This window comes from Bernardetia sp. MNP-M8, assembly GCF_037126285.1.
GTDB lineage: Bacteria > Bacteroidota > Bacteroidia > Cytophagales > Bernardetiaceae > Bernardetia.
In genome coordinates, this window is record NZ_CP147012.1 from 4,726,615 (window position 1) to 4,739,912 (window position 13,298).

General features: G+C 30.6%; 11 protein-coding genes. 6 read left to right on the forward strand and 5 right to left on the reverse strand.

Translation table 11 applies throughout. The features are described from left to right. Window positions 1-109 precede the first annotated feature (109 nt). Entirely contained in the window at window positions 110-2,335 is a 2,226-nt protein-coding gene (locus V9L04_RS19075; RefSeq protein ID WP_338791518.1) for an OmpA family protein, read from the reverse strand. A 237-nt stretch (window positions 2,336-2,572) separates the two neighbouring features. Between V9L04_RS19075 and V9L04_RS19080 the strand changes: the two genes are divergently transcribed. From V9L04_RS19080 to V9L04_RS19100, 5 genes are all read left to right on the forward strand, one after another. Continuing rightward, window positions 2,573-4,015 (forward strand): DUF2851 family protein, encoded by a 1,443-nt coding sequence (locus V9L04_RS19080; protein WP_338791519.1) that lies wholly within the window; start codon window positions 2,573-2,575, stop codon window positions 4,013-4,015. Window positions 4,016-4,120: 105 nt separating this feature from the next. Then, window positions 4,121-5,419 carry an aspartate aminotransferase family protein gene (locus tag V9L04_RS19085; RefSeq protein WP_338791520.1) on the forward strand — a complete coding sequence of 433 codons (1,299 nt, stop codon included), beginning with the start codon at window positions 4,121-4,123 and terminating at the stop codon, window positions 5,417-5,419. Between the two features lie 77 nt (window positions 5,420-5,496). After that, window positions 5,497-6,438 carry a DNA adenine methylase gene (locus V9L04_RS19090; protein WP_338791521.1) on the forward strand — a complete coding sequence of 314 codons (942 nt, stop codon included), beginning with the start codon at window positions 5,497-5,499 and terminating at the stop codon, window positions 6,436-6,438. Continuing rightward, on the forward strand, window positions 6,435-6,986 hold the full coding sequence (locus V9L04_RS19095; protein ID WP_338791522.1) for a PD-(D/E)XK nuclease superfamily protein: 552 nt from the start codon (window positions 6,435-6,437) through the stop codon (window positions 6,984-6,986). The genes V9L04_RS19090 and V9L04_RS19095 overlap by 4 nt, the downstream gene beginning before the upstream one ends. A gap of 5 nt (window positions 6,987-6,991) precedes the next feature. Next, window positions 6,992-8,299 (forward strand): site-specific DNA-methyltransferase, encoded by a 1,308-nt coding sequence (locus V9L04_RS19100; protein WP_338791523.1) that lies wholly within the window; start codon window positions 6,992-6,994, stop codon window positions 8,297-8,299. A gap of 103 nt (window positions 8,300-8,402) precedes the next feature. Here the strand turns inward: V9L04_RS19100 and V9L04_RS19105 are convergent, their stop codons facing one another. Beyond that, window positions 8,403-8,729: an ATP-dependent Clp protease adaptor ClpS gene (locus V9L04_RS19105; protein WP_338791524.1), complete on the reverse strand. Its 327-nt coding sequence runs from the start codon at window positions 8,727-8,729 to the stop codon at window positions 8,403-8,405. 187 nt (window positions 8,730-8,916) lie between these two features. Then, window positions 8,917-10,104: a histidinol-phosphate transaminase gene (hisC, locus tag V9L04_RS19110; RefSeq protein WP_338791525.1), complete on the reverse strand. Its 1,188-nt coding sequence runs from the start codon at window positions 10,102-10,104 to the stop codon at window positions 8,917-8,919. A 147-nt stretch (window positions 10,105-10,251) separates the two neighbouring features. Here hisC and V9L04_RS19115 point away from each other — a divergent pair, with 147 nt between their 5' ends. Further along, entirely contained in the window at window positions 10,252-10,863 is a 612-nt protein-coding gene (locus tag V9L04_RS19115) for a ribonuclease HII (RefSeq protein ID WP_338791526.1), read from the forward strand. A 32-nt stretch (window positions 10,864-10,895) separates the two neighbouring features. On the opposite strand, the gene V9L04_RS19120 is transcribed toward V9L04_RS19115, so the two are convergent. Both V9L04_RS19120 and V9L04_RS19125 read right to left on the reverse strand, forming a co-directional pair. Then, window positions 10,896-12,275: a TolC family protein gene (locus tag V9L04_RS19120; RefSeq protein WP_338791527.1), complete on the reverse strand. Its 1,380-nt coding sequence runs from the start codon at window positions 12,273-12,275 to the stop codon at window positions 10,896-10,898. Between the two features lie 198 nt (window positions 12,276-12,473). Next, window positions 12,474-13,223: a hypothetical protein gene (locus tag V9L04_RS19125; protein ID WP_338791528.1), complete on the reverse strand. Its 750-nt coding sequence runs from the start codon at window positions 13,221-13,223 to the stop codon at window positions 12,474-12,476. Window positions 13,224-13,298 lie beyond the last annotated feature (75 nt).

The following is a 13,298-nucleotide window of genomic DNA, read 5'->3' on the forward strand; positions in this document are numbered from 1 at the left end:
AACAAACTAGTCTTTCGTTATATATTATTTCGTATTGACTCTCCGAGAGAACTAAAAATGTAATATCTGTATTTTATTTTTACTTCTAAAATCTGACTTCTAACTTTATTTACCAATCTCCATTTTCATTATCCTTAATTTCTTCTTCTACATTTTGTAAGCGTTCTTGTTCTAATTCTTCATTGCTTTTTTCATTTTCTTTATTTGGATTTGTAAGCATCATACCTTTCTTGAATAGTCTAAATTCTACTCTACGATTTACTCGTTTGTCTTCTTCTGTGATTTCTGGAAAAACTAAAGGCTTTTCAGAACCTAAGCCAAATGGTTTTATTCGGTCAGCTTCCAAGCGTCCATAAGACAAAATATAATTTCGAATAGATTCAGCTCTTTTGAGTGACAGTTCTTTATTTTTTTCTTTATTTCCATCGCTATCTGTATGACCAAAAATATCTAAATTGAAATCAGGATGTTCTACCAAAAAATCAATAATTAGATGCAAATCATTTTCCATTTTTGGCAAAATTCCTGTGCTGTTAGGTGCAAACTCAATAGATTTAAATTGTATTGTTTCTATCTGTGAAGCTGGCGAAGAAGCCATTTTTTGACGAACTCCTTGTACTTCAACCTCTCTATACGTATCACCATTTACTTCAAAAAGTTCTTCCAAACGAAAGAAGTTTTCACCACTTACAATCAATAAATATTTCTTTTTATCAATCAGTTCAAACTCAAAATTACCCTCTTCATCGATATATTTTGGTGCAATCGGAATTTTATCAGCAACATCATACACGACTACCACACCACCAAAAATTTCTCCCGTTTGGCTTTCTTTTACTTTTCCTGAGAAACGAACAATTGCTTTAGGCTGTGCTTCCATAGGCAGAGGAAAAGAATACAAATCAGAGTTGGTATAAGGGTCTTGAACAACTGGCTCATTTCGCATCAGACGAACCTCTTTTTCGGCTCGTGCATAATATAAAAGGCGTGCAGAAGCATCAATGGTAAAATAATATTCACTACTTTTTGTATTTACAAAAGGACCTAAGTTTTTGGGTTCGCACCACGTATCACGACTTGTTTTGTAAGACTTGAAAATATCATAACTTCCAAAGGAAAACAAATGACCATTCGAACTAAAATATAAAATATTATCGCTAGGGTGTAAAAACGGACTTAGTTCATTGGCTTGTGTATTGATAATAGGTCCTATGTTTTGAGCTACTGACCAACGTTTTCGTCCTTGTCTGACTGTAAAATAAATATCTGTTCCTCCAAAACCTGTTTTTCTATCTGAAGCAAAAAAAAGTGTATCGCCCGTTACCGAAAAACTAGGATGAGAATCCCAAGTGGTAGAATTTACGGAAACACCAAAGTTTTGAACCTCATCCCAAATTCCATCTCCTTCATTCCATTTAGCAATATATAAATCACAATCTCCAAAACCATCAGGAGCATCACAACGAGAAAAAGCCATATATTTTCCATCTCTACTAATACAAGGTGAGCCTTCATTATAACGAGTATTTAAGCCTTTTAAAGGCAAAGGATAATCCCAACCAAACTCTCCCAAACGAACCGATTTATAAATATTTTCATCAAACTTATCAGCAGGTAAATATTTACGAACAGGGTCATTTACAGTGTCCATTAAAAGTCTTTTTGAAGTAAAATAAATGATAGAATCTGTCTGCCCAATCGCCAAACCATATTCTTCATAAGGTGAATTTATTTCCTCTCCCATACTTGTTCCCATTTGGTCAGGAGGACGCAGCGTATCAACTAATTGCCATTTATCAATCAGTTCATAATAATATTTTAAAGGGACATATTTTGGTTTTTCAGAAGGAGAAGCCAACGAATCAAAAGCCAACTGACTTTTTACAGATGAACCTCTATGATGTTTTAATAATAATCTATATAGTTCTAAAGCTAAAGGCTGATTTCCTGTTTTTTCGGCTGCTTGTGCATACGCCCAAATCAAATCCAAATCTTTTTTGAAATTTTCTATACCAAAATAACGAATATAGGTATCTAGTGCTTTTTTGAGTTCTGGAAGATTATTTTCTTGTTGAAGTCTCTTGATTTCTTTTAGTTGACGAGGGTCATAATAATATCTATAACTTTCAATATTCAAAAATGTAATTTGTGGACAATAAACTGCTCCTGATTTATTGATAGGACGAAATTCTTCTAATTTTATCTTAGAATCTTTATTGCGCTGAGCATAAGTAGGAGTGAAAAAAACAATTAAAATAAAAATACATAGATAGCTAATTTTATATTTATTTTGGTCTAAATTTTTTTTTATTAAAAATAATATTTTATTTTTCATTTTGTTTTTATATAAATCATCAAAAATTTCAAGTTATTTCTTGTTACAAAGTAGCCAAAAAGTATGCAATTTATAGAAATCAAGTGTTTGATTTTCGTTTTATTCTACAAAATTTAACTTTTTGACTGCCAACTCTTATTTTGAAGAGGTAAATTTAATTATCTTGAATCTTGAATTATCTTTTTGTAATACAACGCTAAAATTTTCTGAATCCTTATATTAAATCTTATAAAAAACATGAACGAGCAATTTTTACATTATATATGGAAATTTCAATATTTTGATAAGAATAATTTACTGACAGAAGAAGGAGAAGAATTACAAATTATTTCAGCAGGAATTCATAACCACGATGCAGGAGCAGATTTTGAAGATGCTGTTTTAAAGATAGGAAGTAAGCAAAAACAGACAAAATGGCAAGGAACAATAGAAATCGATACGTATGGGTTTAATTGGGAAAGTCATCATCATGCTACAAATGAAGCCTACGAAAATGTAGTTTTGCATGTTGTATGGAAGAATCCAAAGGAGGTTTTTAGAAAAAACGGTTCGAAAGTTTCTGTTTTGGTCTTAGAAAACAGAATTGATGAGCGTTTGTGGTTGAAATATCAAGAGTTTTTGAGAAATGAACACAAAATTCCATGTCAAGGTTATTGGAATGAAGGTACTATAAGCAATAATAATATAGAGTTAATTGCATCTTTTGAAAAAATGATGAGCCGAACACTTGATGAGCGATTGATTAGAAAATCTCAACATATTCTTTCACTTCTAGAGCGAAATGGTTATGATTGGGAAGAAACAAGTTATCAGGTTTTGTTAGAACATTTTGGATTTAAAAAGAATAATGCTCCTTTTTTACAATTAGCTAAAGAACTACCATTCAAAATTATAAAAAAACATGCGAATCAAATTTCTCAGATAGAAGCTCTATTGTATGGAATGGCTGGGTTTCTATTAGAGGAGAATAAAGACAAAATTAAACTCTTAGTTGAAAATAATTTTGATTGTCAAAGTAAAAACTTAAATTTAGAACAAGATTTATTGCAAAATCAATTAGATAAAGAATTACATTATTTTGAAGGATTACAAAAAGAGTTTCGTTTTTTATCTCATAAATATTCTTTACAAGACAAAGAAGTCAATTTAGCACAATGGAAATTTTTACGATTGCGTCCTTCCAATTTTCCAACAGTCAGAATAGCGCAGGTTATCGGACTTGTATCTCAGCAAAATCATCTGTTTTCTATTATTCTGAATGCAAAGAAACTAAAAGAATTTTATGAGTTTTTCAAAACAGAGCTACCAACCTACTGGAAAACACATTATAATTTTGGAAAGTTAAACAAACAGGAGGAAGATGGGACGTTTAAAGAAAACTCTACATTGGGAAAAGATGCACAGCAAAATTTGATTATCAATGTTGTCATTCCTATCCGTGTAGCGCATAGTTTATACAGGCAAAAAGAAGATGTTTTGCCTAAAATATGGCTTAATGAGTTAAAAACAGAGAAGAATAGCGTCATAAGTCTGTACAAACCTTTAGAAAAAATAAATAATTCTGCTTTCAAAATTAAAACGGCTGCACAATCACAGTCTTTGCTAGAATTGTATAGCCAATATTGTAATCCTAAAAAATGTCTTTCATGTGAAGTGGGACGAGAAGTTTTAAAGAAGTAAGGAAAAATAAAAAAACTATCAGAACTTCTGCTATCAATAAGGTTCTAAAAAAAATAGTAGCTTTGTACATCATTTCATTCGTAATTTTTAATTTGTAATTGATATATGCTTTCATCTCGCCAACTTTTCCTAAATCATGTCGCTCAAACATCTCCTTTTCCTCTTGCCTTAGAAGTTCATAATGCAAAAGGAATTTATATGTTTGGTAGTAAAAACCGTAAATGGATTGATATTATTTCAGGAATTGGAGTGAGTAATGTGGGACATCGCCATCCAAAAGTAATAAAAGCAATTCAAAGACAACTAAGAAAATATATGCACTTGATGGTTTACGGAGAATTTATCCAAACGCCACAAGTTCAGCTCGCCACAGCTATTTCAAAGACTTTTAAGACTACTTTAGGGCAAGACTTTTTAGATAAAGAAGATAAAAGTAATGAAGAAAATAATAATGATAATCTATCTATAACAAATCACGAAAATACGCCTCAAAATGCTGTTTATTTTGTAAATTCTGGAAGTGAAGCTGTTGAGGGAGCTATAAAATTAGCCAAACGATTTACAGGAAGAACTCAATTAATAGGTTGTCACAATGCTTATCATGGTTCTACGCATGCTGCCCTTTCATTAGGAACAAGCAAAGAATGGAAAGAACCTTTTTTACCTTTACTTCCTGATGTAGACCATATTTGTTTTGATAGTAAATCTTGTCTTTCCAAAATCACAGAAAAAACAGCAGCCGTAATTATAGAAACTGTGCAAGGAGAAGCAGGAATCAGAATACCACAAAAAACCTATTTAAAAGCACTTAGAAAAAAATGCAGCGAAACAGGAACACTTCTGATTTGTGATGAAATTCAATGTGGCTTTGGTAGAACGGGTAAACTTTGGGCTTTCGAACATTTTGATATAATCCCTGATATTGTTGTGGCTGCAAAGGGAATGGGTGGAGGAATGCCGATTGGTGCTTTTATGGCTTCTCAAAAAATGATGTCGTGTCTTTCTGATAATCCAATTTTGGGACATATTTCTACTTTTGGAGGACATCCTGTGAGTTGTGTGGCTTCTTTGGCAACACTAAAAGTAATTCAAGAAGAGAATTTATTAGATGCTGTTGAAGAAAAACATGAATTGTTCAAGCAGTTATTAAATCCAGAAAGTACAAAAGCAATAAAAGAATTTCGTGGAATAGGTTTAATGTTGGCAGTAGAATTTGAGAGTTTTGATTTCTTACAAAAGGTAATTGCTCACTGTTTGGAGCTTGGTTTGCTTTCTGATTGGTTTTTGTATTGTGATAATTCGATGCGAATTGCTCCTCCTCTTATTATCACAAAAAAGGAAATAAAAAAGGCTTGCCAAATTATTTTGGAAGCCATTCGATTGACGGAAGAGAGTAAAGTTTAATTTTATTAGAAGAAAATACCGTTTTTTAATTCACTTTTAGCTAAATTTGTTATCAATTCAATCAAAAATTAATAATAATGACACGAAAATTAGCAAAACCCTTTTTGAAGTGGGCAGGAGGAAAGACGCAATTAATAGAACCAATTAATAGTTCATTACCTAAAAACTTTACAGATTCTAACTTTACCTATATTGAACCTTTTGTAGGAAGTGGGGCAATACTTTTTTGGGTCTTGAATAATTTTCCTTCTCTCAAAAAAGCTGTTATTAATGATGTAAACGAAGATTTGATAAATGTTTATAAAACGATTGCAACCCGACCAAAAGAGCTTATTTCTATTTTAGAAATTTTTGAAAATGAGTTTCATTTGTTAGAAGATATAGAAGATTCAGAAGAAAGTAAAAAAGAATATTATTACAAAAAAAGAGAACTTTACAACACTCGTAGTACAGAAAAAAGCATTCAAGCAGCCTTATTTATTTTTTTAAATCGAACTTGTTTTAATGGTTTGTATCGTGTCAATAAAAAAAATGGTTTTAATGTTCCAGCAGGTCGCTATAAAAAACCTACTATTTGTAATGTAGAAAATATTTTTGCTGTACATGAAGCCTTACAAAAAGTTGAGATACTTTGTGGTGACTATGAAAAAACCGTTTCTTTAGCAAGTGAGAATACTTTTTTTTATCTTGATCCTCCCTACAAACCTCTGACAGAAACCTCAAATTTTAATTCTTACGCCAAGGATGAATTTGGAGACGAGGAGCAAATTCGTTTATATGACTTTTGTAAAAAATTAGATAATTTAGGCTATAATTGGATTTTGAGCAATTCTGATGTAAAAGGAAAAGCTGAAAATGAAGATTTTTTTGATGAATTGTATAGTGATTTTTTAATTACACGAGTAGAAGCAAAACGAAGTATCAATTCAAAATCTGAGAAAAGAGGAAAAATAAATGAACTTTTGATTTCTAATTTTACTCAAGCAAAACAACAATCACAACAAATAAAATTAGTATGATTTTAGGTGGAATAGGTGGCGCAAATACACAAACAGGTTTAGTTTTCGAAGGAGATACAGACTTAACTACATTTCTAAATTCTAAAAATGGCTATGAAGTCAAAAATGGAGATGTATTTTATGAAGGCGACCCAGTAGCTAGGATTTTTAAAAAACATGGTTTTTATAAATTTTTAGAAGAATTAGGTATTGACTGGAAAGGCTTAATTTCGAAGAAATTACTCCCAGATGATAGTATTTTTGTAAAAATAGCCAATACATTTTTTGTTATAGAGTGTAAATCTCAACGAGTTGCTGGGTCGGTAGATGAAAAATTACAAACTTGTGATTTTAAAAGAAAACAGTATCAAAAACTTCTTGCTAAAGCAAATATTGAAGTTGAATATATTTATCTTTTGAATGATTGGTTTAGGAAACCTGAATATAAAGATGTTTTAGATTATATTCATAGTGTTCATTGTTATTATTTTTTCAATTATATCCCATTAGCAAAATTAGGTTTGCCCATTCCAAAAGAAGAAGATAAACAAGACAAAAATAAATCTTAAAAATAATGATAGAACCTTTTTACAAATCAGAAGACAAGAATTTTTATCTCTTGAAAGGAGATACTTTTGATTTATTAGAAAGTTTCGAACATAAATTTGATATGGTTTTTGCTGATCCACCTTATTTTTTATCAAATGATGGATTGACGTTTCAAAACGGAAAAATAACGAGCGTAAATAAAGGATCGTGGGATAAATCAGAAGGATTTGAATATGTAAATGAATTTAATCGAAAATGGCTTTCTTTGATTCGTAAAAAAATGAAAGAAAATGCAACTATTTGGATTAGTGGTACTATGCACAATATTTTTTCAATCGGACAGCTTCTGACTGAACTAGATTTTAAGATCTTAAATATTATTACTTGGGAAAAGACGAATCCTCCTCCTAATTTTTCGTGTAAATCATTTACACATTCTACTGAACATATTATTTGGGCAAGAAAAAATGAAAAAGTTTCTCATTATTTCAATTATGAACTAATGAAAAAACTTAATGATAACAAACAAATGAAAGATGTTTGGAAACTTCCTGCAATAGCTTCTTGGGAAAAATCATGTGGAAAACACCCAACTCAAAAACCTCTTTCTTTACTAACAAGAATAATTTTAGCTTCTACAAAACCCAATGCTTGGATTTTAGATCCTTTTGCAGGAAGTAGTACGACAGGAATTGCAGCAAATTTAGCAAATAGACGTTTTCTAGGAATTGATAAGGAAGAAGAGTTTTTAAGAATTAGTAAAAACAGAAAGTTAGAAATTGAAAATATAGAAGCAATAGCAATTTATCAAAAGAAGATAGCAGGATTTATTGATAAACAACAGTTTACAGAATATTTAAAAACAGAAAACATTCAACAAGAAAGTAAAGTAGCATTAGGATTCTGTCGTAAAAAAGACATTGATAATTTGAAAAACTTAAATAAATTTTATTTCCATGCTATTGAAAATCAGAACGTTGTAAAAGATTTTCCTGTTGGATTAGTTGATGCAAAAAGATTGTTGATTTACTCAACTGCAAGAGCAAAACCAATAGTATTGACAGGATATTCAGCCATAATTAAAGATGTTACTCTAAAACATAAATCTAAAATTGAGGGAAAACAAAATTCCAAAACAGAATTTTATTATGAAGTAGTTTTAGAAGAACCCTTTACCAAAAATGATCAACTAGAATTTCAAATAGATACGAAAAAACTATTTACAGATAAAGAAGATAAAAATAAGAAACTTTTAGCTCAATTTTTACCTGCTCTGACTACTTTAAACAGATTGATGGATTCAAAAATTGTTGTTAATGAGGATAAAATATAAAATAAGGCTCACAAAATAATTTTGAAAGCCATCCAATCAACAGAAAAATAGTAAAGTATTGTATTTCCATTCACAACTCACCATTAATAATTCATAATTTCTTTTAATCTACTTCTGCCGAAATTCCACGTTCGCAAATTGCGTTACGCATCGGAACGAGGTCATTCCAAGAACCTTCTTTTACAGAACATTTGCCCTTAAAATGAATAATAAGTGTACATTGTTCTGCTTGTGGTGCTGAATGCTGACAAACCTCAACTAAAGTATCGATAACGTGGTCAAACGTATTTACTTCATCATTAAAAACAATTAAACGATGACCTTCCTCTGTTTTTGTGTCTACTTCTTCTAAAACTTCTGTTTCTGTATTAGAATAAAAATTAGTAGATAAATTATTGGAAAATTTAGAAGAATTTGAAAATTGATTCATAATTGAAATAAGATTGATATAAAAACTTAAAATGAAATATATAGCCGTTTTTGGTGTACTCACCGACGACTTTACTATACAAAAATACGATATTATCAAAAAAATAACTAAATTTTTAAAGGAATAGTTTACAAACCTACCAAATTTTTAAAAATCTGATAGGTTTTAACATTTTACTTCTATTTTTTTATTTATATCTTCCTAATGTGCTTAAAAGCAATTCATTTTCTTCAGGTGTTCCGATGGTTATTCTCAAACAACCTTCACAAAGTGGTTCTTTTGAGCGATTTCTGACCACAATTTCATTTTGCTTTATCAAGAAATTATACACTTCTTCTACTTTAGAAGCATCTTTTAGTTTTACCAAAATGAAATTTGTATCTGATGGATAGACTTTTTCAATAAAACTAAACTTACTTTCCTTATTATTTTCACTTCTGAGTTCTTCAATCAGTTTGTCACGCTCAAAATTCAAAACTTGAATAGCTTGTTCCACATTTTGAGAAAGACTTAAAGCCTTTAAAGCAATTTTTTGAGTAAGCATATTTACATTGTAAGGTGGCTTTGTACGCTTATAATATTCCATTATTTCAGCAGAAGAAAATGCCATTCCCAAACGAACTCCTGCCATTCCCCACGCCTTAGAAAGTGTTTGCAAGACTACAATATTTGGAAAATTCTCTAATTCATTTATAAAACTAGCTTCTTTTGCATTTTCAGCAAAATCAATATATGCCTCATCCACTACAACAATTCCATCAAAAAATTGACATAATTCTTTTATATCATTTTTATCAATCAAATTTCCTGTTGGATTATTGGGGCTACAAACAAAAATAAGTTTTGTATTGGCATCAATTTGCTTTTTTATTCCTTCCAAATCCAATTGAAAATCAGTTGTAAGCAATGTTTTTCTGATTTCTACATCGTTTATTGTTGCCGAAACTGAATACATTCCATACGTCGGAGGACAAACAATAATATTATCTTTTTGAGGAATACAGAAAATTCTGAAAAGTAAATCAATGGCTTCATCGCTTCCATTTCCTACAAAAATCTGATTTTCATTTACATTTTTCAGTTTCGAAAGCTGTGCTTTTATATCTCGTTGGTGTGGGTCAGGATAACGATTGTAGTCCGTCTGAACCATTTCTGAAAGTGGAGAACCAAGTGCATTTTCATTGGCATCTAAAAAGATAGGTGCAGGAGTTTCAAAATTTTCATCTATTTTTGTAACTTCTATATCGCTTTTTTTATATTCATCTCTTGCCGAAGAATAAGCTTTAAGTGTCAGAATATTCGGACGAATGAGTTTTTGTAAATCAAAATTTGTTTTTGATTGTGTATTTTTTGAAGTAATTATATCTTGATTCATAAAGCCGTGTAACTGATTTGCGAGTGATTTATATGATTTATAAGATGAAATACAGGATAATACAACTGAAAGTCAGCTTAGCTAATTTCTTTTTTTTTTACAAATTTAATTCATTTCTCATTAATCACTAACAATTAATCATTATTTATGCAGACTCCTCTTTCTTTCTATTTTTCAGATGTTGCCTTCGAAGCTGGTGTCGATGAAGTAGGGCGTGGTTGTTTGGCTGGAAGTGTGGTAGCTGCTGCCGTTATTTTCCCAAAAGGCTATCGAAACTCATTTTTGAACGATTCGAAAAAGTTATCTAAAAAAGATAGAGAAGAGTTGGATATAGAAATACGAGAAAGTGCGCTTTCTTTTGCTATTGCAGAAGCAAGTCCTGCCGAAATTGATAAAATTAATATTTTGAATGCTTCTTTTTTGGCAATGCAACGAGCTATTATCCAACTAAATCCTGTTCCTGAATTTTTAATTATTGATGGAAATCGTTTCAAAACTGATCTTAAAATTCCTTATGAGTGTATCATAAAAGGAGATTCGAAATACTTATCAATTGCAGCAGCTTCTATTTTAGCCAAAAATTATAGAGATGACTTTATGATAAAGTTAGCTGAAAAATATCCTTATTATGGTTGGGAAACAAATGTTGGTTATCCTACCAAAAAGCACAAACTAGGAATTGCAGAACACGGTTTAACAGAGTTTCATAGAAAAACGTTTAACAGCAGTCTGCAATTGGATTTGAGGTTTCAGAAATAGTTGTAACAAATAAATTAGCTGATTTTGAATTTTTATTCTGTCAAACCTCCTGTAAGTCGTATCAATGTTGTATTTGCATCAATCAAATTGTAAGTGGCTTGTAATTCATTAAAAGCTGCATTTTGAAAAGCATTTTGAATTTGGCGATAATCAAATGAATTTATCAAACCAGAATTATAACGCTCTTCCAAAATCTGTAAATTTTGTTCAGAGACATTTTTACTTTCTGTAGATAAAGCTAATAATTGTCTTCTGACATTATACAAATCAAAAGCTCTTGCCAAATCTCTTGAGAGCGTGAGTTTGTTTTGGTCAATAGTAAGATTGCCTATGTTTTCAGAAATTTTGGCTCTCTGAACAGCTCTTTTTAATTGTCCTCCATTAAAAAGTGTAAAAGATAAATTAAAATTTAGAAAATAATTAGTTGTTTTTGCATTAATAGGCTCACTAGGCGATTCTTGATTTCCTGAAAAAGTAGCCTGACTCAAATCTTGTCTGTTATAATTATATGAGTTTCCTGCTGAAACTGAAAGCTGTGGTATAGTAGCAGCTTGATTTAAGAGTGTTGCATCGTGTAAAATGGCTTGAGAAATTAAAAGACGATTCAAATCTGGGTTGGCTTCAAACATTTGTTTTTCTAGGTCTGCAAACTGATAAGTTTCTGCTGGAGCTTGTAGTTTTTCATTTATTTCATATACTTTTTCTACTTCTTTTTCTCCCATCAAAACATTCAAATCACGTACAGCATTTCGATATACTAATTCTTGATTGATTAAATTAATAGAATCTGTCAGGAAATTAGTTTTGGTAAGAAGTGTTTCGGCAGTTGTGGCAGTTCCTAAATCTACTTGTACTTCTGAATAACGATTTCTATCTCTTGAGTAATTCAATACTTTTTTCAAGACCTCAATGCGTTCTTTTTCCAAAACTACTCTATAATATCCCAAAATAACAGCTTGAATGGCATTTTGAATCACAATTTCTGCATTTCCTTCTGATTCTTCTTGCAATTGTTCCAAACGATGCTTGGCAATTTTGGTTCTGAATCCATTAAAAACTACCCAACTTACATTAAGCGCAGGTTGAATACTATTATTAATCGTGATTCCAGATAAAAATGAGGCAGGGTTATCTACATTATTTACACCATTGTTTTGTTGTAAAAGAAGATTGATAGTTGGATAACGTCCAGTTTCTCCCCAATTATTATTGAGGGTAGCTTGGTTGATGCGTTCTCTTTCTATCAAAATTCCGTAGTTGTTTTTGAGACTTTGAGCTATTGCTTCTTGAAGGGTAAGAGTAGAGTTTGTAGTCTTGAAAACTTGATTGCTCTGAGCAAAAGAAGAAGAGAAAATAAAAACAAGTACGAAAGTAAAGTAAAATTTATAAACAGAAGAGGAAATACTTTTCATAAAATGAGGAGTTGATAAAATGTAAAATCAATAGAAAATGAGAAAAATCAATATAATTTTCTAAGCAGTTACAAAACAACTCAATTCCTTACAAAAGGATAACAAAATAAGAATAGATTAAGAATTTTTAAAATTACATTAACTTATTTTTGCAGCAAATTATTATTTAACTCGCCAATACATTTATAAAAAAGTAATTTACTTGCTCAGCAAAATCTCTTCATATTCTTTTCGTGCTTCTTTATCTATTAGTGGTGTAGATATTTGTGTGGAGTCTTTCATACTTTTAGCCTCTCTAAGCTGTTTTAAATCTAATTTATTGATATAAACAGGGTCTTTCAAATCAAAAACACGATTAGAGTCACTATCAGCAATATATCTAAAGTAAATTTGTCCTTTTTCTCTCTCTACTGTCCAGTCGATAGTTCTTGTATTTTTTGGTGTTACAGCTCTGAAATAACGTCCTCTATTATCTGATACATACATTACAACAGCATCTTTCCAATCATAGAAACCATCTTGATTAGAATCTTCTTGAAGAGTTTTGTATAAAATGATAGTAGAAGACTCTTTATATGTTCCTACCTCTTCGAAAGAAAAAGCTATACGTTTAAATTTTTGTGTAGTCAGAAGATGAGTTTCTTTCGTTTTTTCATCAAAGAAAATTAGATTGTGAGCATTCTGTGAAATATCTTCGGCTGTTTTTCCGTCATCTGTATAACGAGCTTCTGCAATATCTCGCTCATTAACAATTTGCATTGGAATAACTGTAAAATCTGTATTTTTTATAGAAACAGGCTGCCCATAAATTACTCTCCTTGTATCTTTATCAGTTGAGTTGTCTGAAATAGGCTGACGAGAGTTGCAACTACCAAATGACACTGAAAGAATAAATAGAAAGAAATAGCTAAATTTTGAAATAGGAATAAAAGAGTATTTTTTTTTCATCTGTAAAACAGGGAATTATTTTAAATAGAATAATATATAAAGGGAATAAACACACAGTATATTTATTTGAACTAT

Bases quoted from the DNA above. Each gene is read 5' to 3' on its own strand.
- V9L04_RS19080 (WP_338791519.1), top strand. From the start codon at position 2,573: ATGAACGAGCAATTTTTACATTATATATGGAAATTTCAATATTTTGAT.
- V9L04_RS19075 (WP_338791518.1), bottom strand. From the start codon at position 2,335: ATGAAAAATAAAATATTATTTTTAATAAAAAAAAATTTAGACCAAAAT.
- V9L04_RS19100 (WP_338791523.1), top strand. From the start codon at position 6,992: ATGATAGAACCTTTTTACAAATCAGAAGACAAGAATTTTTATCTCTTG.
- V9L04_RS19095 (WP_338791522.1), top strand. From the start codon at position 6,435: ATGATTTTAGGTGGAATAGGTGGCGCAAATACACAAACAGGTTTAGTT.
- V9L04_RS19085 (WP_338791520.1), top strand. From the start codon at position 4,121: ATGCTTTCATCTCGCCAACTTTTCCTAAATCATGTCGCTCAAACATCT.
- V9L04_RS19115 (WP_338791526.1), top strand. From the start codon at position 10,252: ATGCAGACTCCTCTTTCTTTCTATTTTTCAGATGTTGCCTTCGAAGCT.
- V9L04_RS19090 (WP_338791521.1), top strand. From the start codon at position 5,497: ATGACACGAAAATTAGCAAAACCCTTTTTGAAGTGGGCAGGAGGAAAG.
- V9L04_RS19125 (WP_338791528.1), bottom strand. From the start codon at position 13,223: ATGAAAAAAAAATACTCTTTTATTCCTATTTCAAAATTTAGCTATTTC.
- V9L04_RS19105 (WP_338791524.1), bottom strand. From the start codon at position 8,729: ATGAATCAATTTTCAAATTCTTCTAAATTTTCCAATAATTTATCTACT.
- V9L04_RS19120 (WP_338791527.1), bottom strand. From the start codon at position 12,275: ATGAAAAGTATTTCCTCTTCTGTTTATAAATTTTACTTTACTTTCGTA.
- hisC (WP_338791525.1), bottom strand. From the start codon at position 10,104: ATGAATCAAGATATAATTACTTCAAAAAATACACAATCAAAAACAAAT.